The 18,781-nt window shown below is 71.2% G+C and carries 19 protein-coding genes; 11 read left to right on the forward strand and 8 right to left on the reverse strand.

Features of this window, described 5'->3' with window-relative positions:
- Positions 1-22: 22 nt before the first annotated feature.
- Positions 23-838 (forward strand): ABC transporter permease, encoded by an 816-nt coding sequence (locus EOT10_RS28035; RefSeq protein ID WP_127831132.1) that lies wholly within the window; start codon positions 23-25, stop codon positions 836-838.
- A gap of 61 nt (positions 839-899) precedes the next feature.
- Positions 900-2,684, forward strand: coding sequence for a glutaminase A (glsA, locus tag EOT10_RS28040; protein ID WP_189492173.1), 1,785 nt, complete (start codon positions 900-902; stop codon positions 2,682-2,684).
- 20 nt (positions 2,685-2,704) lie between these two features.
- On the opposite strand, the gene EOT10_RS28045 is transcribed toward glsA, so the two are convergent.
- Entirely contained in the window at positions 2,705-3,109 is a 405-nt protein-coding gene (locus tag EOT10_RS28045; protein ID WP_127831134.1) for a DUF5997 family protein, read from the reverse strand.
- A 58-nt stretch (positions 3,110-3,167) separates the two neighbouring features.
- Between EOT10_RS28045 and EOT10_RS28050 the strand changes: the two genes are divergently transcribed.
- A complete protein-coding gene (locus EOT10_RS28050; protein WP_127831135.1) occupies positions 3,168-3,977 on the forward strand; it encodes a LysR family transcriptional regulator substrate-binding protein in 810 nt (269 codons plus the stop codon).
- A gap of 22 nt (positions 3,978-3,999) precedes the next feature.
- Here the strand turns inward: EOT10_RS28050 and EOT10_RS28055 are convergent, their stop codons facing one another.
- On the reverse strand, positions 4,000-5,337 hold the full coding sequence (locus tag EOT10_RS28055) for a uracil-xanthine permease family protein (protein ID WP_223281254.1): 1,338 nt from the start codon (positions 5,335-5,337) through the stop codon (positions 4,000-4,002).
- Complete coding sequence (locus tag EOT10_RS28060; RefSeq protein ID WP_127831136.1) at positions 5,334-6,461, reverse strand: aryl-sulfate sulfotransferase; 1,128 nt, start codon at positions 6,459-6,461, stop codon at positions 5,334-5,336. The genes EOT10_RS28055 and EOT10_RS28060 overlap by 4 nt, the downstream gene beginning before the upstream one ends.
- Positions 6,462-6,632: 171 nt before the next feature.
- Here EOT10_RS28060 and EOT10_RS28065 point away from each other — a divergent pair, with 171 nt between their 5' ends.
- The 6 genes from EOT10_RS28065 to EOT10_RS28090 all read left to right on the forward strand — a co-directional run bounded on the left by EOT10_RS28065 (position 6,633) and on the right by EOT10_RS28090 (position 12,197).
- Positions 6,633-7,232, forward strand: coding sequence for a helix-turn-helix domain-containing protein (locus EOT10_RS28065; protein WP_127831137.1), 600 nt, complete (start codon positions 6,633-6,635; stop codon positions 7,230-7,232).
- A gap of 75 nt (positions 7,233-7,307) precedes the next feature.
- Positions 7,308-7,514, forward strand: coding sequence for a hypothetical protein (locus EOT10_RS28070; RefSeq protein ID WP_127831138.1), 207 nt, complete (start codon positions 7,308-7,310; stop codon positions 7,512-7,514).
- Positions 7,511-7,600: a K(+)-transporting ATPase subunit F gene (gene kdpF / locus EOT10_RS28075; RefSeq protein WP_063801986.1), complete on the forward strand. Its 90-nt coding sequence runs from the start codon at positions 7,511-7,513 to the stop codon at positions 7,598-7,600. The genes EOT10_RS28070 and kdpF overlap by 4 nt, the downstream gene beginning before the upstream one ends.
- A 32-nt stretch (positions 7,601-7,632) precedes the next feature.
- Complete coding sequence (kdpA, locus tag EOT10_RS28080; RefSeq protein WP_127831275.1) at positions 7,633-9,297, forward strand: potassium-transporting ATPase subunit KdpA; 1,665 nt, start codon at positions 7,633-7,635, stop codon at positions 9,295-9,297.
- A gap of 44 nt (positions 9,298-9,341) precedes the next feature.
- Positions 9,342-11,504: a potassium-transporting ATPase subunit KdpB gene (kdpB, locus tag EOT10_RS28085; protein WP_127831276.1), complete on the forward strand. Its 2,163-nt coding sequence runs from the start codon at positions 9,342-9,344 to the stop codon at positions 11,502-11,504.
- A 24-nt stretch (positions 11,505-11,528) separates the two neighbouring features.
- Complete coding sequence (locus EOT10_RS28090; protein ID WP_189492176.1) at positions 11,529-12,197, forward strand: potassium-transporting ATPase subunit C; 669 nt, start codon at positions 11,529-11,531, stop codon at positions 12,195-12,197.
- Positions 12,198-12,199: 2 nt separating this feature from the next.
- Here the strand turns inward: EOT10_RS28090 and EOT10_RS28095 are convergent, their stop codons facing one another.
- Positions 12,200-12,391, reverse strand: a complete 192-nt coding sequence (locus EOT10_RS28095) for a hypothetical protein (RefSeq protein WP_127831140.1) — start codon at positions 12,389-12,391, stop codon at positions 12,200-12,202.
- Positions 12,392-12,640: 249 nt separating this feature from the next.
- On the opposite strand from EOT10_RS28095, the gene EOT10_RS28100 reads away from it, so the two are divergent.
- Positions 12,641-13,291: a formylglycine-generating enzyme family protein gene (locus EOT10_RS28100; RefSeq protein WP_127831277.1), complete on the forward strand. Its 651-nt coding sequence runs from the start codon at positions 12,641-12,643 to the stop codon at positions 13,289-13,291.
- 98 nt (positions 13,292-13,389) lie between these two features.
- Here the strand turns inward: EOT10_RS28100 and EOT10_RS28105 are convergent, their stop codons facing one another.
- Entirely contained in the window at positions 13,390-13,581 is a 192-nt protein-coding gene (locus EOT10_RS28105) for a CsbD family protein (RefSeq protein WP_127831141.1), read from the reverse strand.
- 74 nt (positions 13,582-13,655) lie between these two features.
- Positions 13,656-14,843: an FAD-dependent monooxygenase gene (locus EOT10_RS28110; RefSeq protein ID WP_127831142.1), complete on the reverse strand. Its 1,188-nt coding sequence runs from the start codon at positions 14,841-14,843 to the stop codon at positions 13,656-13,658.
- Between the two features lie 110 nt (positions 14,844-14,953).
- Between EOT10_RS28110 and EOT10_RS28115 the strand changes: the two genes are divergently transcribed.
- The gene (locus EOT10_RS28115; RefSeq protein ID WP_127831143.1) at positions 14,954-15,511 is read left to right on the forward strand and encodes a TetR/AcrR family transcriptional regulator; all 558 of its coding nucleotides are present in this window, start codon (positions 14,954-14,956) and stop codon (positions 15,509-15,511) included.
- A 251-nt stretch (positions 15,512-15,762) separates the two neighbouring features.
- On the opposite strand, the gene EOT10_RS28125 is transcribed toward EOT10_RS28115, so the two are convergent.
- Together EOT10_RS28125 and EOT10_RS28130 are read right to left on the reverse strand one after the other, a co-directional pair.
- Positions 15,763-18,153: an ATP-binding cassette domain-containing protein gene (locus EOT10_RS28125; protein ID WP_127831144.1), complete on the reverse strand. Its 2,391-nt coding sequence runs from the start codon at positions 18,151-18,153 to the stop codon at positions 15,763-15,765.
- Between the two features lie 173 nt (positions 18,154-18,326).
- A complete protein-coding gene (locus EOT10_RS28130; protein ID WP_127831145.1) occupies positions 18,327-18,683 on the reverse strand; it encodes a VOC family protein in 357 nt (118 codons plus the stop codon).
- Between the last annotated feature and the right edge of the window lie 98 nt (positions 18,684-18,781).

Consider the following 18,781-nt stretch of genomic DNA (forward strand, 5'->3'; position numbering starts at 1 on the left):
ACGCACAACGAAGGTCACTCCGATGAATCTCTCCCGCCCCGCGCGTATCGCCCTGCGCGTCGCCGCCGCGCTCGGCTTCGCGGTGATCTACGTCCCGCTGCTCCTGGTCCTCGTCAACTCCCTCAACCCGGACCGCAGTTCGGGCTGGCCGCCGCCCGGGCTCACCTTCGGCTGGTGGGCCGACGCCTGGCACAGCTCCGGCGCCCGCGCCGCGCTGTGGACCTCGGTCAAGGCGGGACTCGGCGCGACCGCCATCGCCCTGGTCCTCGGCACGCTCGTCGCCTTCGCCTGCCAGCGGTTCAGGTTCTTCGGCCGCGACGCCATCTCCTTCGTCGTCGTCCTGCCGATCGCGCTGCCCGGCATCGTCACCGGCGTCGCCCTCAACACCGCGTTCCGCACGGTCCTCGAACCCCTCGGCGTGGGCCTCGGCCTGTTCACCGTCATCGTCGGCCACGCCACGTTCTGCATCGTGGTCGTCTTCAACAACGTCATCGCCCGGCTCCGGCGCATGCCGGGCTCGTACGAGGAGGCCGCCGCCGACCTCGGCGCGCACACCTTCCGCACCTTCGTCGACATCACCTTCCCCCTCGTGCGCTCCGCCCTGGTCGCCGGCGCGCTCCTCGCCTTCGCGCTCTCCTTCGACGAGATCGTCGTGACGACCTTCACCGCCGGGCCCGGCATCCAGACCCTGCCCGTCTGGATCTTCTCCAACATGGCGCGCCCCCAGCAGGCCCCCGTCGTCAATGTCGTCGCCGCGGTCCTCGTCCTGCTGTCCGTCATCCCGATCTACCTCGCCCAGCGGCTCTCCTCGGACACCGCCTCCGGCAGCCGCATCTGAGCCGTACCCCGGTGGAGCGGTTGGGCGGGCGCCGCCGCCAGGTGTGGTGTTCGATTGCGGGGTGAGGCAGAACAAGCCGCCGGACGACCCGCTCGCCGCGCTCCTCGACCGGGTGCGCGTACGGCTGCGCGACCTCACGGACGGCGAGCCCGCCTCGTACATCCCCGAGCTGAGCCGCGCCGACCCGGACCTGTTCGGGCTCAGTCTGTGCGCGCTCGACGGGCAGGTCTACAGCTGCGGGGACTGCGACGTGCCGTTCACGGTGCAGTCGGTGTCCAAGCCCTTCGTGTTCGCGCTCGCCCTCGCCGACCGGGGCCTCGAAGACGTCCTGGCGCGCGTCGGCGCCGAGCCCAGCGGCGAGGGGTTCAGCTCGATCCGCCTCGAACCCGGTACCGGGCGCCCGCCCAACCCGATGGTCAACGCCGGTGCCATCGTGACCAGTTCACTGGTCGCGGGCGCCAGTGCGGAGGAACGTTTCACGCGGATCCTGGCCGGCCTGAGTGCCTTCGCGGGCCGGGACCTGACCGTCGACGGCGCGGTCTTCGCCTCCGAGCGCTCCACCGGTGACCGCAACCGCGCCCTCGCCTACCTCATGCACAACGCGGGATCACTCACCGGCGACGTCGAGGAACAGCTCGCCACCTACTTCCGCCAGTGCTCCGTCCTCGTGACCTGCGACGACCTCGCCGTGATGCACGCGACCCTGGCCGGCGGCGGCACCAACCCGCTTACCGGCGAACGCGTCGTCGCCCCCCGCAACGCCCAGCACGTCCTCGCCGTCATGGCCACCTGCGGCATGTACGACGCGTCGGGACAGTGGATGCTGCGCGTGGGCCTCCCTGCGAAGAGCGGCGTCTCGGGCGGGATCGGCGTGGCGCTGCCCGGCCAGTTCGGCATCGGGGTGTTCAGCCCGCCGCTGGACGAGAAGGGCAACAGCGTGCGCGCCATCGCCGCCTGCCACCTGCTGTCGGAACAGTTCGGGCTGCATCTGATGCGGGCCACCGGCAGCAGCGTCCGCCCGCTCCCGCCGCGCTCCCTCGACCCGGGCCCGCTGCGCTCACTGCGCCACCGCCCCCGAGACCAGCGCGCCGCGCTCGACGAACGCCCCGACCGTATTCGCGTACACGTCCTGCAGGGCGACCTGGACTTCGCCACCGCCGAACAGACGCTCCGCGCGGCCCGCGACCTTCCGCAGGCCGCCGGCTGGTTCGTCCTGGACCTCGCACGCGTCGGCCGTATCGAACCCGTCGCGGCGGACCTTCTCCGGGCCCTCGGCCACGACCTGCGCGAACGCGGGATCCGCATGGTGATCGCCGACCCGTCGACCCGCCCGGTGACCCACACCGACGACGAGTTCGCCGACCTCGGAAGCGCCGTCGAATCCTGCGAGGACGAACTCCTGACCAGCCTCGGACTCGACCCCGCCGCACCGGTCCCGCTCACCCGCAGCGATCTGTTCGGCAAGGCCGGCGACGCGGCCGCGAGCGCCGTGTCCGACTGCTTCGGCACCCTGTCCCTGCCGGCGGGCCGCACGGTCGAACCGCCCCGCGCAGAGCCCGTGGTCCTCTGGTACGTGGAGTCGGGGCGCCTCGCCGTGTGCGCCCACGGGTCACGCGCGGCGCCGCCGGGCCGCACCTGGTCCGCGGGCCCCGGCGCGGCGCTCACCCCGGCGGACTTCCACGCCCGCCTGGGGCAGCGCGTCCTGGCCGAGGAGGACTCGGTCTGCCGCACCCTGACCGCGGCAGGCCTGCTGCGGCTGCGTGCGGCGGTCCCGGCGGCCGCCGCGTTCCTGGAGCGCAGCCCCCTCGACGGCGCGGAGACGGTGGACCGCCCCGAGGGCGCGTGAGCGGCCCGGGACGGTCGGGATCAGGAAGGCTGGTTGCCGGACTGCTCGGCCCGCTGGGCGTTGCGCTCCTTGATGCGGACCGCTTCCTTGCGGACAGCGGCCTGGGTGGCGCGCTCCTGCTGGAGCCACTCGGGGCTCTCGGTCTTCAGCGCCTCGATCTGCTCCGTGGTGAGCGGCTCGGTGACCCCGCCGCGGGCGAGGCCGGAGATGGAGATGCCGAGCTTGGAGGCGACGACGGGACGGGGGTGCGGGCCGTTGGCGCGCAGCTCCTGCAGCCACGCGGGGGGATCGGCCTGCAGCGCGTTGAGCTCGCTGCGCGAGACGACACCCTCCTGGAACTCGGCGGGGGTGGCCTCGAGGTACACACCCAGCTTCTTCGCCGCGGTCGCGGGCTTCATGGTCTGGGTGGTCTGGTGCGACGTCATGGTGTCAAGGGTATCGACTGTGTGCGACACCTCCGACCACGACCGGTAACCTGGCGGCGTGACAGGCTCGGAAGTATCCCCTTCGTTCCGGCTCGCGTATGTCCCGGGAGTGACACCCACCAAGTGGGTGCGGATCTGGAACGAGCGGCTGCCCGACGTCCCCCTGACCCTCATCGCGACCCCCGCCGCCGAGGCGTCCGACGTATTGCGGGACAGGGGCGCCGACGCGGGTCTCGTACGGCTCCCGGTGGACCGGACCGTGCTGAGCGCGATCCCCCTGTACGCCGAGACGACCGTGGTCGTGATCCCCAAGGACCACGTCGTGGCCGCCGTCGACGAGGTGGTACTTGCCGACCTGGCCGACGAGACCGTGCTGCACCCCCTCGACGACACGCTCGGCTGGGAGCGGCCCCCGGGGCAGCCCGCGTTCGAGCGCCCCGAGACGACGGCCGACGCGGTCGAGCTGGTGGCCGCCGGGATCGGCGTGCTCGTCGTCCCGCAGTCGCTCGCCCGTCTGCACCACCGCAAGGACCTCACCTACCGTCCGGTGACCGACGCCCCCGAGTCGCAGGTGGCGCTGTCGTGGCCGGAGAACGAGACGACTCCCGATCTCGTCGAGGAGTTCATCGGCATCGTCCGAGGACGTACGGTCAACAGCTCGCGTGGCCGCACGCCGACCCCGCCGCAGCCCAAGGCACGGCGTACCGACAAGAGCGCAGCGGCGCGGCAGAAGCCGGCCGCCGGCAAGAACCCGCGCGGCGGTGCCAAGGGCGGAGCCAAACCGGGTCCCAAGGGTGCGGCGAAGGGCGGCGCCAAGGGGGGTCCCAAGGGCGGCGGCAAGCGGGGGAAGCCGGGCCGCAGGCCGTAGCGGATCGGCCTCCCGCACCCCCTCAACCCGCCTCCCGCACCCCGGCCGCCCCCACCACCTCCCCCGTTCCTTCTCCGCTCCGCCAGGGCCTGAACAGCGCGGACAGGGCCACCGCCGTCAGCGTGCCCGCGACCACCCCGCTGCCCAGGATCGTGCGGGCCCAGCCGGGGAAGCCCTCGTACAGGCCGGGGGAGAGCAGCGGGAGCAGGCCCGCCGCGAGGGCGAGCGCGGCGACCATCGCCCCCGAGCCGTCGGCGCCCCGGCCCAGGTCCGCGCGGCGCAGCATGTCGACGCCGAGCACGGCGATGACCGCGTACACGACGAGGGACGAGCCGCCGACCACCGCCGACGGGATCGCGGCCACGGCACGTGAGACGGGGGTGAGCAGGCCCGTGACGACCAGGAGCGCGCCCGCGCCCGCCGTCACGAAGCGGCTGCGGACGCCGGTGAGGCGCACGATGCCGATGTTCTCGGCGCTGGTGACCATCAGCGATGTGCCGAACAGGCCGCCGACCACGGAGACGAGGGCGTCGGCGCGGCCCACGCGGGGCACGTCCCGGGCGGCATCCGCGCCGTGGCCCACGCTCTCGCCCACCAGCACGGTCTGGCCCGTGATCTCGGCGAGGGCCGTGAGGCTGAAGATGAGCAGCGGGAGCGCGGCCAGGACGTCGAAGTGCGGGGCGCCGTACGGGAGAAGGGCCGGAAGGGAGAAACCGGATCCGGCGGCGGAACCGAAACTGCCCAGGCCGGTGACAGCCGCGAGCAGCGCGCCCACGGCCATGCCGATCAGGACGGCGGTCTGCCGCCACACCCCTCGCAGCAGCAGATACGCGCCGACGGTCGCGGCCACCGTGAGGCCCGCGAGAGCCACGGCGCGCGGCTGACCGTGCCCTTCGGGCCCGGTGATCAACTGGGCCGCCACCCGCACCATCGCGATGCCGATCAGCAGCACCGTCACCCCCATCACCAGGGGCGGGAACAGCCGCACGATCCGCGCGTACAGCGGCAGGACGGCGACCAGGAGCAGCGCCGCGAGGAATACGGAGCCGCTCGCCGTGGCCGCCCCGTGGTCCTGGGCGATCTGGAGGAACAGCGCCGCGGCGGCGCCGCCCGGCAGCATCACGAACGGCAGCCGCGCCCCGATCCGCCATACCCCCAGGGACTGGAGCAGCGTCCCCGCCCCGCACAGGATCAGGACCGCGCTCAGCAGCGACGCCGTGCGCGGCGGGGACAGATGCAGGGTGTTCGCGGTGAGGAACACGGTGGACACCGGTGCGGCGACCATCGCCAGGACGTGCTGCACGGACAGCGGGACGAGCCGCCGCAGCGGTACGCGTTCGTCGACCGGGGCGGTGGTCACGCGGCACCGCCGCTCAGCCAGGGCAGCTCCGACGCGGCGTAACGGTAGGAGCGGAAGACGGCGTTGGGCTCGGACGGGAAGAGGCCGCGCACCTCGGACTCCCGGTAGCCGGCGAAGTACGGGACGACGTACTCCCAGCACAGGTAGCCGTCCCGCGTCACCTCGAAGAGGCGGCCCGACGGGGAGTCCGTGACAAGGGTGTTGCCGTTCGACAGCCGCTGCGCGCTGCCCATGAAGGGCGCGAAGAAGAACTCGCGGGCCGGGTCGTGGTACTCCCATACCACCTTCCCGCTCGACGGCTCGATCTCGACGACGCGCGAGTACGGCACGTCGCAGTGGGGGCGGAAGACGCCGTTGTCGAAGACGAGGAAGGAGCCCGACTCCAGCTCCGTCGGGGCGTGTTGCTGGGAGACGGTGCCCGGCTCGCTGCGCCACAGGATCTCGCCGGTCGCGCGGCTGATGACGACGACGGCGGAGACGCTGCGCAGGCTCGCCAGGATGTTCCCGTCGGCCAGCGGCGTGACGCTGTTGATCAGGGGCCAGTGCTCGCGGGCGTACGCGGGGTGCAGCGCGTACTCCTGCCGGTCGAGGTGTTCGGAGGCGCGCCACGACCAGAGCACCGTGCCGTCGGCGTCGACCTCCTGGATGGTGTCGGCCCACACCACCCCGTCCGCCGCCTCGGATCCCGGCACGCCGCCGGCCACGCCGGCCGCGTCCGCGCCCCGCAGGGGTTCGAGGCCCGTGTACAGGATCCGGCCGTCGTCGAGGTGGTGCGCGTCGTGGTGCTGGAGCGGGTCGCGGTGTTCACTCAGGACGGTCCCGTCCGGGGCGGCCTTGAGCATCACGCCCCCGCGGTACTTGTGCCACATGGGGAAGAGCGCGTCCTCGCCGGGCAGGACGCCGTTGTAGGCGAGGACGCCGTCCGGCAGCAGCCGCGCATGCCGGCCGGGCCGGTACGGCAGCTTCCATTCGTGCGCGGTACGCCCGTCCATGCCGACGAGGTAGACCTCGCCGGAGCCGGTGAGCGGCGCGAAGAGGGTGTAGCCCCGGAACGCGTGGTCCGGGTCGTGGGCGATCAGTCCGGTGGCGTGGCGGCGGCGCGAGTTCTGGTCGACGGCGGGCATGTGAGTGCCTCCTCGGGTTCGCTGCAAAAGGCTGCAGGTCTTATGTCCAGGTCTCAGCTCTCGTCAAACTTTTTTTGATGAGAGCAAGCGACTTTGACCGTAGTGAGGTTTTGTTAAGTGGCTGTAACGGCCGTGCGAAACCGCTGCCGGGCCCGGAAGTAGGGTTCGGGCATGAGCAAGGGCGCTGTCGCGGACAGGAACGATGACGGAAACGGCGAGAACGACCAGCGGACGCCTCGGGTCGGCGCCGCCGTCCGCCGCCGCCGGCGGGCCCTCGACCTGACGCTCGCCGCGGTCACCGAGCGCAGCGGTCTGTCGGTGCCGTTCCTCAGTCAGATCGAGAACGACCGGGCGCGCCCCAGCATGCGTTCGCTCCAGCGCATCGCCGACGCCCTCGACACCACGGCCGTCCAGCTTCTCGCCGCCTCGGACGCGACCCGCACGGTCGACGTCGTCCGCGCCGGCGACGCGGGAGGCCTGGTCGCCGGCTCTGGTGTGCGCCCGCTGACCCGGGGCACGCACCAGGTCCACGCCCTGGAGTTCACCGGCGAGGAGAACGCGGGACGTGAATTCCGGCACCGCAACGACGAGTTGATGTACGTGGCGGACGGCGCGATCGAGGTGGAGGCGGAAGGCCGGGTCCACCGGCTCGGACGCGGCGACAGCGTCCTGCTGTCCGGCGGTGTCCGGCACCGCTGGCACGCGGTCGAGCCCGACTCGCGCGTGGTGGTCGTGGCGGTCGCGGACCACGTCGAGATCCTGGAGCCCTGACGACGCACGTGGTGCCGCGCACGTAGCGCCCGTTGAAGAGCCGTGCGGCAGCGCGGCTCCGCGGAGAGGTCCCGTATGGGATCCGTCAAGGGCGTGGGCGCCGCCGTATGGGAGGCGTCAAGGGGTGGCAAAGGCGGGCGTGAACAGAGGTTTCCTCTAACCGTCCGATCAATTCCGCACCTCATTCAGGAGCTCACGATGGCCGATGTGGCCTTCGTCGTCACCACGATCGCGGTGTTCGCGCTGGTGGCACTCGTCGCCAGGGGGGTGACGAAGCTGTGACCGCCGAAAACATCGTCGGCCTGATCGTGGCCGTCGCCCTCCTCGGCTATCTGGTCCTCGCCCTCGTCTATCCGGAGAGGTTCTGACGGTGACATCAGCTGCTGCCGCAGCGGGCGAGATGAGTCCCGTACTCGCCGGAGTGCTCCAACTGCTCGCGCTCATAGTGGCCCTGGGCCTGGCCTACCGTCCGCTCGGTGACCACATGGCCCGGGTCTACTCCTCCGACCGGCATCTGCGCGTCGAGAAGTGGATCTACAAGGGCATCGGCGCCGACCCGGACACCCAGATGCGCTGGCCGGCGTATCTGCGCGGTGTGCTGGCCTTCTCCGCGGTCGGTGTCCTCTTCCTGTACCTCCTGCAGCGTCTCCAGGGCAGCCTGCCCGGCTCGCTCGGCTTCCGGTCCATCGACCCCGACCAGGCGTTCAACACGGCCGCGTCGTTCGTCGCGAACACCAACTGGCAGTCGTACTACGGCGAGCAGGCCATGGGCCATGTCGTCCAGACGGCCGGCCTCGCCGTGCAGAACTTCGTCTCCGCGGCCGTCGGCATCGCCGTGGCCGTCGCCCTGGTCCGCGGCTTCGCCCGGTCCCGCACCGGTGAGCTCGGCAACTTCTGGTCCGACCTGGTGCGCGGCGTGATCCGCGTCCTGATCCCCATCTCCGTACTCGGCGCCCTCGTCCTCGTCGCCTGCGGCGCGATCCAGAACTTCGCCGGGATCCACGAGGTCGGCCAGTTCCTGGGTGGTTCGCAGCAGTGGAACGGAGGTGCGGTCGCCTCCCAGGAGGCCATCAAGGAGCTGGGCACCAACGGCGGCGGCTACTTCAACGCCAACAGCGCCCACCCCTTCGAGAACCCCGACGGCTTCACGAACCTCTTCGAGGTCTTCCTGATCCTCGTCATCCCGTTCGCGCTCACCCGCACCTTCGGCCGCATGGTCGGCTCCCTCAAGCAGGGCTACGCGATCCTCGCCACGATGGCCGCGATCTGGATCGGCTTCACCGCGCTGATGATGTGGACCGAGTTCCACCACGGCGGCCCCGCCTTCGACCTCGCGGGCGGCGCGATGGAGGGCAAGGAGAACCGCTTCGGGGTCGGCGGCTCGTCGATCTTCGCCGTGGCGACCACCCTGACGTCGACCGGCGCCGTCGACTCCTTCCACTCCTCCTTCACGGGCTTCGGCGGCGGCATCACGATGCTCGGCATGCAGCTCGGCGAGATCGCGCCCGGCGGCACCGGATCGGGCCTCTACGGCATGCTGATCATGGCGATCATCGCGGTGTTCATCGCCGGTCTGATGGTGGGCCGCACCCCCGAGTACCTGGGCAAGAAGATCGGCACCCGCGAGATCAAGTTCGCGGCCTGCTACATCCTCGTCACGCCCGCGCTCGTCCTGGTGTTCACGGCGGTCGCGATGGCCCTGCCCACCCCGCGGCACTCGATGCTCAACCCCGGCGCGCACGGCTTCTCCGAGATCCTCTACGCGTACACGTCGGGCGCGAACAACAACGGTTCCGCCTTCGCGGGCCTGAGCTCGGACACCGACTGGTTCAACACCACCATCGGCCTCGCGATGCTCCTCGGCCGCTTCCTGCCGATGGTGTTCGTCCTCGCCCTCGCGGGCTCGCTCGCCGAGCAGCAGCCCGTGCCCGCCACCGCAGGCACCCTGCGTACCGAGAAGCCCCTGTTCACCGGGCTGCTCGTCGGCACCGTCCTCATCGTCGCCGGCCTGACGTACTTCCCCGCCCTGGCCCTCGGCCCACTCGCGGAAGGTCTCGCGTCATGACCACCGGAACACGCAAGCACGACTCGAAGAGGTCACAGGACGCCATGTCCACAGCCACTCCCACACAGGCCCCGCACAGCGACCTGCCCTCCGGGCATACGGCGCACGCGGCTCACGCGGAGGAAGGACGCGTCGGCGCGGGCCTGTTCGACCCGAAGCAACTGCTCAGGTCGCTGCCGGACGCCTGCCGCAAGCTCGACCCGCGCGTCATGGTCAAGTCGCCCGTGATGTTCGTGGTGCTCGTCGGCTCGGTCCTGACGACGGTGTTCTCCTTCAAGGACCCGTCGGACTGGTTCGGCTGGACGATCAGCGCCTGGCTCTGGCTCACCGTGATCTTCGCGAACCTGGCGGAGGCGGTGGCCGAGGGCCGCGGCAAGGCGCAGGCGGACTCGCTGCGCAAGGCCAAGACCGACACCGTCGCGCGGCGCCTGACCGGCTCCTCGGAAGAGCACGTCCCCGGCACCGAACTGCGCGTCGACGACCTGGTGGTGTGCGAGGCGGGCGACATCGTCCCCGGTGACGGAGACGTCGTCGAAGGCGTCGCGAGCGTCGACGAGTCGGCGATCACGGGCGAGTCGGCCCCGGTCATCCGGGAGTCGGGCGGCGACCGCTCGGCCGTCACCGGCGGCACGAAGGTCCTCTCCGACCGCGTCGTCATCAAGATCACGACGAAGCCCGGCGAGACCTTCATCGACCGGATGATCAACCTGGTCGAGGGTGCGGCCCGGCAGAAGACGCCCAACGAGATCGCCCTCAACATCCTCCTGGCATCCCTCACCATCGTCTTCCTGCTGGCCGTGGTGACTCTGCCGCCGTTCGCGGACTACGCGGGCAGACACCTGAGCATGGTCGTCCTGGTGGCCCTGCTCGTCTGCCTCATCCCGACGACGATCGGCGCGCTGCTCTCCGCCATCGGCATCGCGGGCATGGACCGCCTGGTGCAGCGCAACGTACTCGCCATGTCGGGCCGGGCCGTCGAGGCGGCGGGCGACGTGTCGACCCTGCTCCTCGACAAGACGGGCACCATCACGCTCGGCAACCGGCAGGCCGCCGAGTTCGTGCCGGTCAACGGGACCACGGAGGCCGAACTCGCCGACGCCGCCCAGCTGTCGTCGCTGGCCGACGAGACCCCCGAGGGGCGGTCGATCGTGATCCTCGCGAAGGAGAAGTACGGGCTGCGCGAAATCCCACCCGTCGCCCACCACCACCCTTCTGAGGAAGCGCTTCGCGCCCCAATTTCTTCGGGCGAGCTGGCGGCCGCCGAGTGGATCGCCTTCACCGCCCAGACCCGGATGTCGGGCGTGGACGTCGACGGGCGCAGGATCCGCAAGGGCGCGGCCGGTTCGGTCATCGCCTGGGTGCGGGAGGAGGGCGGCACCGTGGCCAGGGACGCGGACGGCATCACCCACCGCATCTCGGAGGCGGGCGGTACGCCGCTGTTGGTCGCCGTCAAGGACGGAAAGGGCGCCCGCGTTCTGGGCGTCATCCACCTCAAGGACGTCGTCAAGCACGGCATGCGGGAGCGCTTCGACGAGCTGCGCCGCATGGGCATCAAGACCGTCATGATCACCGGCGACAACCCGCTCACCGCGAAGGCCATCGCCGACGAGGCGGGCGTGGACGACTTCCTCGCGGAGGCGACTCCCGAGGACAAGATGGCGCTCATCAAGCGGGAGCAGGCCGGCGGCAAACTCGTCGCTATGACCGGCGACGGCACCAACGACGCGCCGGCACTCGCCCAGGCGGACGTCGGCGTGGCGATGAACACGGGCACGTCGGCCGCCAAGGAGGCCGGCAACATGGTCGACCTCGACTCCAACCCGACCAAGCTCATCGAGATCGTCGAGATCGGCAAGCAACTCCTCATCACCCGGGGCGCGTTGACGACCTTCTCGATCGCCAACGACGTCGCCAAGTACTTCGCGATCATCCCGGCGCTGTTCGCCGCGGTCTACCCGGGCCTGGACAAGCTCAACATCATGCAGCTGTCCTCGCCCGACTCCGCGATCCTGTCCGCCGTCATCTTCAACGCGCTGATCATCGTCGCGCTCGTGCCGCTCGCCCTGAAGGGCGTCCGGTACCGCCCGATGAGCGCGGACCGGATGCTGCGCCGCAACCTCGCGGTCTACGGCCTCGGCGGCCTGGTCGCGCCCTTCGTCGGGATCAAGATCATCGACGTACTCATCTCCCTCGTCCCCGGGCTGTAACTTTTCGAAAGCGTGCTGATCACCATGAACAACTCGGTTACGAACACCGGCCGGTTGCTGTGGGCCGGCCTGCGTGCCCTGCTCGTCCTGACGCTGGCCTGCGGCGTCATCTATCCCCTCGCCGTCACCGGGGTCGCCCAGGCTCTCTTCCACGACAAGGCGAACGGATCCGAGATCAGGTCCGAGGGCAAGGTCGTGGGCTCGTCCCTCATCGGCCAGCGCTACGACCTGCCGCTGAAGAAGGGCCAGGAGACCGCGGAACCCGATCTCAAGTGGTTCCAGCCGCGTCCCTCGAACGGCCTGGGCGAGAACACGGTCAACACCCGGTACAAGCTGATCCTTTCCGGAGCCACCAATCTGTCAGGCGACAACAAGGACCTCATCGGCCAGGTGCGGGCCGCGCAGCAGGCCGTCATCAAGGACAACACGACGGCCACCTACGAGGTCGACAAGGCCGACGTGCCGGCCGACGCCGTCACGTCCTCCGGGTCAGGCCTCGACCCGGACATCTCCCCGGCGTACGCCGAGCTCCAGGTCCACCGGGTCGCCGAGCGGAACCACCTGCCGGTGAACGAGGTGCGTCAGCTCGTGAAGGCCCACACCGACGGCCGCGTCCTCGGCTTCATGGGTGAGCCGCGCGTGAACGTGCTCGAACTCAACGTCGCGCTCAGGGACCTGGCGGCGAAGGGCTGACCTCAGAGGGTGCGGGCGCCGCTGTGGAGCGCCGGGGCGGACTGGCTCGGCTGCTGCCGCGGCAGCGGCGCCGGCATCACTCGTTCCAGGTCACGCAGGGTCTGTTCGGCGGCGGCCCGGACCTGGGCGGGGATGTCGCCGCGTTCCTGGATGAGCCGGCTGTAGATCGGAGCTTCGTGCTGTGCGGCCCACACGTCGAGACTTCCCTCTTTCCTTGGCTTGCGACGCCTCCGGCACCGGAGGAATCAGCCAGCGAGTCTACCGGTGACGTATCCGGCGCAGGGCAGGTGTCCACATCCGGGGACGAGGGACCCCCGAAGACGGTAGGGGGTTGGCTATCGTAAGCCCTCGTCGATCTTGTGATCGCCCGGACAGAGAGGCCCCCTCACGTGCGTCCCGCGACTGATCTCACTGCCGCCCCTGATGAACCCGCCGGCCTCGACATGGTGTGTATCCCGGGCGGCGCGGTGGACCTCCGGGACGATCGGCGCGGGACGCGCTGGACGGCCGACGTCGCGCCGTTCCGGCTCGGCCGCTTTCCCGTCACGGCCGGGCTCCACCGATCCCTCACGGAAGCGGAAGCGGACCCTGGCTCCACCACACGCGACGCCGCGCCCCTCACGAACGTCAGCTGGCTCGACGCGGTCGACCTGTGCAACGGCCTCTCGGTCCGGTCCGGGCTCACGCCTGCCTACGCGCGCGACGCGGAGAGCGGCGACGTGACCTGGGACCCGGAGTCCGACGGATACCGGCTGCCGACGGAGGCCGAATGGCAGTACGCGTGCAAGGCGGGCACGGACGGTTACCGGTACGGCCCGATCGACGACATCGCCTGGTACGCGGACAACTCCGGCGGCGGCGTCCGGGACGTCGGCGGCAAGGCCCCCAACGCGTGGGGTCTGCACGACATGCTGGGCAACGTCTGGGAGTGGTGCTGGGACCTCTACGACGAGGAGGTCTACGGCGCGTACCGCATCTTCCGCGGGGGCGGCTGGGCCGAGTCGGAGCGGGGCTGCGGAGCGTCGGTGCGGCGCCGCAGCCATCCGACGTTCGCGATCGACGACCTCGGATTCCGGCTCGCCCGCACCGCGTGACGAGACCGGGTACGCCCGGTGTGACGACCGGGTACGCCCGGTGTGACAGGGGAGAAACCCCCGCGCAGGCAGGCGCGGGGGTTTCTTCGGGGCTCGGGTCAGGAGCCGTGGCGCTTGACGGAGTCCTGGACTCCGCGGGCGCGGTCGCGGGTCTCGCCCATGGCCTTCCTGGCCTCGCCCTTCGCCTGGTCGGCCATACCCTCGGCCTCCCTGCGACGGTCGCCGGTGACCTTCCCGGCCATCTCCTTGGCCTTGCCCTTGACCTTGCTGTTGCCGCCCTTGCCGGCCATCACGACTCCTTTGTCTTGTACGGGTCTTGCTCCTCCAACGTAGGACGGCGCAGCCGATGCCGCCCGCCGGACGACTACGCTCCGTGAGGCACGGGGGTGTCCGGTCGGTTCAGACGCGGCGGCGTCCAGTCCGCGTGGCGCAGGATCGCGCGGACCGTGACGCCTGACGGGGCGACGCGCAGCGCGGTGTTGCGCACGGCGACGGCCAGCGGGTGGGTCAACTGCTGTCCCATCCGGCCCGCTTGGCGGGCGGCGCGCGCGACCGCCTGGCTGCGGGGGCGGCGCTCGGCGTCGTACCGGACGAGCGCGGACTCGACGGTGGGTCCGTCCGCCAGGGCGGCGGCGAGGACGGCCGCGTCCTCCAGGGCCTGGCACGCGCCCTGGCCGAGGTTCGGCGTCATCGCGTGCGCCGCGTCACCGAGCAGCGCGACGCGGCCCACCGCGTACGAGGGCAGCGGGGTGGCCAACTCGTGGATGTCGTGGTGCAGTACGGCCTCCGGCCGGGTCGCGTCGAGCAGTGCCGGAATCGGGTCGTGCCACCCGGCGCACCGGCGGCGCATCGCGTCGAGAGGGCCCGGATATCGCACGCCCGCAGGGGAGTTGAGGACGGCGTGCCACTCGGCGCGGCCGTCGGCGAACGCGATGTGGCCGAACTCGGCGCCCGGTCCCCAGGTGAGTTCGAAGTCGGAGCCCGCGTCGACCGGCTGCTCGGTGACGGCGCGGAGGACGGTGGATCCGCTGTAGGCGGGGCCCGGGTGCGTGGGGAACAGCTGGGCGCGCAGGCGGCTGTTGACGCCGTCGGCGGCCACCACCAGGTCGGCGTCGAGCACGGTGTCCCCGACCGGGACGCGCACCCGGCCGGGGCCGGAGAGGTCGACGCCGGTCACCTCGGTGCCGATCTTCAGGCACGCGGACGGCAACGCGTCGCGCAGCAGACGGTGCAGGGTGGCGCGCGGGATTCCGACGATCGGCGTGCCGAGCGCGCGTTCCAGGGTGGCGCCGTCCATGCCGGCAAGCCTGGCGCCGCGGGGGGTGCGGGTGCCGCCCGTGTACTGGGGCCGGGCCGCGGCGCGCACGGCCGCGCCCACACCGAGTGCGTCCAGGGCGCGAAGTCCGTTGGCGTGCAGGGAGATGCCCGCGCCCGCGTCGTCGAGCACGGGAGCGCGCTCGACGACGGTCACCTCCCAGCCGATGCGGCGCAGCCCCAGGGCCGTGGCCAGCCCGCCGATGCCGCCGCCGACCACAACCGCCCTGCTGCCCATGTCCGCCCTCTCCCTCTCCCATACCCGTCTTCTACAGCTGTAGAAGCCACGAAAAGCCGAGCGTACTCCTCGCCGCTACAGCTGTAGAAAGGGAGGTGTAGAAAGAGTGCGTGACCAGCGACCGACGTACCGTTCTCGCCGACGCGGCCATCGACGTACTCGCCGAGGACGGGATGCGCGGCCTGACCCACCGGGCCGTGGACCGGGCGGCCGCCCTGCCCGTGGGCACGACCTCCGCGTACTACCGCACCCGGCAGGCGTTGCTCACGGCGCTCGTGCGGCGGCTCGTGGAACGGGATCAGGCCGAACTCCGGGCGGCGGGCGAGGAGTTGCCGCCGCTGCGGGACGCGGACCAACTGGCCGCGCTCATCGCCGGGTTCGTCGAGCGGCGGCTCGCGGGGGAGGGGCGCCGGCGGTCCCTGGCCCGGTACGCCTGCGCCGTCGAGAGCGTGCGGCACCCGGAGCTGCGGGACATCCTCGTCCCGCGCGAGAACGCGGCGCGCGACGCCGTGCGCGCCTTCCTGGCCGCGAACGGCGTGACCGACGCCGAGGCCCGCACCCTCACCTTGCTGGCCTGCGTCGACGGCCTGGTCTTCGACCGGCTGCTGGGAGGCGGCCAGGTCTCGGAACCGGAGATCCGCGGGCTTGTGGCGGCGGCTCTGCGTTAGGGCGTGTCCGGCGGATCATGGCCGGGGCCGCGGCTCCCCCAGCTACCGCTGGGAGGGTGCCCCCATTCGCACGGCACCTCGCCGCGTTGCCGAAACGTCCGGACAGCTCCCCTGTCAGGGCGCTCCGGCGCCTTGCGCTGTACCGCACCGGACGCCGCGGCCTGTCCGGCCCTGATCCGCCGGACACGCCCCGGACCTCCGGCGCGGAGGGCGCCCGCCCGCGCCACCCCGCTTCACCCGTACCCGGACGCTCAGCCGCCGACGTACGCCGCCAGGTGCTCGCCCGTCAGGGTCGAGCGGTCCGCGACGAGTTCGGCCGGGGTGCCCTCGAAGACGATCCGGCCGCCGTCGTGTCCGGCGCCGGGGCCGAGGTCGATGATCCGGTCGGCGTGGGCCATGACCGCCTGGTGGTGCTCGATGACGATGACCGACTTACCGGAGTCGACGAGCCGGTCGAGCAGGCCGAGCAGCTGCTCGACGTCGGCGAGGTGGAGTCCGGTGGTCGGCTCGTCGAGGACGTACACGCCGCCCTTCTCGCCCATGTGCGTCGCCAGCTTGAGGCGCTGCCGCTCGCCGCCGGACAGCGTGGGCAGCGGCTGCCCGAGCGTGAGGTAGCCGAGCCCGACGTCGGCGAGCCGGTCGAGGATCTTGTGCGCGGCCGGGGTCTTCGCCGCGCCGTCGGCGAAGAACGCCTCGGCCTCGGTCACCGACATCGCGAGCACTTCGCTGATGTCCTTCCCGCCGAACTTGTACTCGAGGACCTCGGCCTGGAACCGCTTGCCCTCGCACTCCTCACAGACCGTCGAGACCCCGGCCATCATCGCCAGGTCGGTGTAGATGACGCCGGCGCCGTTGCAGTTCTGGCAGGCGCCCTCGGAGTTGGCGCTGAAGAGGGCCGGCTTCACGCCGTTGGCCTTGGCGAACGCCTTGCGGATCGGATCGAGCAGCCCGGTGTACGTCGCCGGGTTGCTGCGCCTCGACCCCTTGATGGCCGCCTGGTCGACGGTCACCACGCCGTCGCGGCCCGACACGGAGCCGTTGATCAGAGAGCTCTTCCCCGACCCGGCCACGCCGGTCACCACGGTCAGCACGCCGAGCGGGATGTCGACGTCGACGTCCTGGAGGTTGTGCTCCGTCGCGCCCCGGACCTCCAGCGCGCCCGAGGGCTCGCGGACCGTCTCCTTGAGCGCGGCCCGGTCGTCGAAGTGGCGGCCGGTGACCGTGCCGGAGGCCCGCAGCTCCTCGACGGTGCCCTCGAAGCAGATCGTGCCGCCCGCCGTACCGGCACCGGGACCGAGGTCCACGACGTGGTCGGCGATCGCGATCGCCTCCGGCTTGTGCTCCACGACGAGCACGGTGTTGCCCTTGTCGCGCAGCTGGAGGAGCAGGTCGTTCATCCGCTGGATGTCGTGCGGGTGCAGCCCGATCGTCGGCTCGTCGAAGACGTACGTCGTGTCGGTGAGCGAGGAGCCGAGGTGGCGGATCATCTTGACGCGCTGTGCCTCACCGCCCGACAGGGTGCCCGCGGGCCGGTCGAGCGAGAGGTAGCCGAGGCCGATCTCCACGAACGAGTCCAGCGTCGCCCGCAGGTTGGCGAGCAGCGGCGCCACCGACGGCTCGTCGAGCCCGCCGACCCACTTGGCCAGATCGCTGATCTGCATCGCGCAGGCGTCCGCGATGCTGACCTTCTTGATCTTCGAGGAGCGGGCGAGCTCGCTGAGCCGCGTCCCGTCGCACTCGGGGCACGTCGCGAAGGCGACGGCGCGCTCCACGAAGGCCCGGATGTGCGGCTGCATCGCCTCGACATCCTTCGAGAGCATCGACTTCTGGATCTTCGGGATCAGGCCCTCGTACGTGAGGTTGACGCCTTCGACCTTGATCTTGGTCGGCGCCTTGTGGAGGAGGTCGTTGAGTTCCTTCTTGGTGTATTTCCTGATCGGCTTGTCCGGGTCGAAGAACCCCGAGCCCAGGTAGATCCGGCCGTACCAGCCGTCCATGCTGTAGCCGGGGATCGTGAGGGCGCCCTCGCTCAGGGACTTGCTGTCGTCGTACAGAGCGGACAGGTCGATGTCGGAGACGGAGCCGCGGCCTTCGCAGCGCGGGCACATGCCGCCGGTGACGCTGAAGCTGCGCCGCTCCTTCACGGTGGTGCCGCCGCGTTCGACGGTGACCGCGCCCGCGCCCGAGATGGAGGCCACGTTGAACGAGTACGCCTTGGGCGAGCCGATGTGCGGCTTGCCGAGGCGGCTGAAGAGGATGCGCAGCATCGCGTTGGCGTCGGTGGCGGTGCCGACCGTGGAGCGGGGGTCGGAGCCGAGGCGCTCCTGGTCGACGATGATGGCGGTCGTCAGGCCGTCCAGGACGTCGACCTCGGGCCGGGCGAGGGTCGGCATGAAGCCCTGGACGAAGGTGCTGTACGTCTCGTTGATCAGCCGCTGCGACTCCGCGGCGATCGTGCCGAAGACGAGCGAGCTCTTGCCCGAGCCGGAGACACCCGTGAACACCGTGAGCCGGCGCTTCGGGAGCGCGATGCTGACGTCCTTGAGGTTGTTCACCCGGGCGCCGTGCACGCGGATCAGGTCGTGACGGTCGGCGGGGTGCGGCACAGGCGCGTTCGCCTGCTTCCTCGCGGCCATGCTCATCGTGTCTCCATCTGTGTCCGTTACGCGGACCGCGCTCGCGGTCCCGGCCGGCGTGGCCCGGCTCGATACAACCAGCTCCGAGCCGTACGCGCGGCTCAGTTCTCCGTTCCGGCAGGAGCCCTGTGACCGGGGCCCCTGTGACCGGGGCCCCATCTGTGGCCAGGGGCTGTCGGTCACCGGTCCTGGAGCAGTCCGAGGACGTTGCCGTCGGGGTCGGTGACGGTGGCCACCAGGCGGCCCCCGCCGACGTCGTGCGCGGGCTCCTTCACGACGGCGCCCGCCGCGGTGACCTCGGCGAGCTTCGCCTCGATGTCCGGTACGTGCCAGTAGGCGACCGGCGAGGTCATGCCCTGCTGCCCGCCGCCGGGCACGAGGCCGATGTGCTGGCCCGCCGCCTCGAAGCCGACGTAGTACGCCTCGTCGACCTGCGGCTCCGTGCCGAGCAGGGCGGCGTACACCGGCTTGGCCTTCGCCACGTCGGACACGGGGTGCAGCACGGTCTTGATTCCCTGGGTGGAAGAACTGGTCATGATCACTCCTGAGGTCGTCCCGTGAGGGGGCTGTTCACGGAGTTCAGGCTAGGCGCGGCGGATGACCGGCGCTTCTCCAAAACTGCTCACTTGTGACC

The sequence above is a fragment of the Streptomyces antnestii genome, assembly GCF_004005495.1.
GTDB lineage: Bacteria > Actinomycetota > Actinomycetes > Streptomycetales > Streptomycetaceae > Streptomyces > Streptomyces antnestii.

Bases quoted from the DNA above. Each gene is read 5' to 3' on its own strand.
- EOT10_RS28035 (WP_127831132.1), top strand. From the start codon at position 23: ATGAATCTCTCCCGCCCCGCGCGTATCGCCCTGCGCGTCGCCGCCGCG.
- EOT10_RS28045 (WP_127831134.1), bottom strand. From the start codon at position 3,109: ATGACGTCGCACCAGACCACCCAGACCATGAAGCCCGCGACCGCGGCG.
- EOT10_RS28060 (WP_127831136.1), bottom strand. From the start codon at position 6,461: ATGCCCGCCGTCGACCAGAACTCGCGCCGCCGCCACGCCACCGGACTG.
- EOT10_RS28065 (WP_127831137.1), top strand. From the start codon at position 6,633: ATGAGCAAGGGCGCTGTCGCGGACAGGAACGATGACGGAAACGGCGAG.
- EOT10_RS28070 (WP_127831138.1), top strand. From the start codon at position 7,308: ATGGGATCCGTCAAGGGCGTGGGCGCCGCCGTATGGGAGGCGTCAAGG.
- kdpA (WP_127831275.1), top strand. From the start codon at position 7,633: ATGAGTCCCGTACTCGCCGGAGTGCTCCAACTGCTCGCGCTCATAGTG.
- kdpB (WP_127831276.1), top strand. From the start codon at position 9,342: ATGTCCACAGCCACTCCCACACAGGCCCCGCACAGCGACCTGCCCTCC.
- EOT10_RS28090 (WP_189492176.1), top strand. From the start codon at position 11,529: ATGAACAACTCGGTTACGAACACCGGCCGGTTGCTGTGGGCCGGCCTG.
- EOT10_RS28100 (WP_127831277.1), top strand. From the start codon at position 12,641: ATGGTGTGTATCCCGGGCGGCGCGGTGGACCTCCGGGACGATCGGCGC.
- EOT10_RS28105 (WP_127831141.1), bottom strand. From the start codon at position 13,581: ATGGCCGGCAAGGGCGGCAACAGCAAGGTCAAGGGCAAGGCCAAGGAG.
- EOT10_RS28110 (WP_127831142.1), bottom strand. From the start codon at position 14,843: ATGGGCAGCAGGGCGGTTGTGGTCGGCGGCGGCATCGGCGGGCTGGCC.
- EOT10_RS28125 (WP_127831144.1), bottom strand. From the start codon at position 18,153: ATGAGCATGGCCGCGAGGAAGCAGGCGAACGCGCCTGTGCCGCACCCC.
- EOT10_RS28130 (WP_127831145.1), bottom strand. From the start codon at position 18,683: ATGACCAGTTCTTCCACCCAGGGAATCAAGACCGTGCTGCACCCCGTG.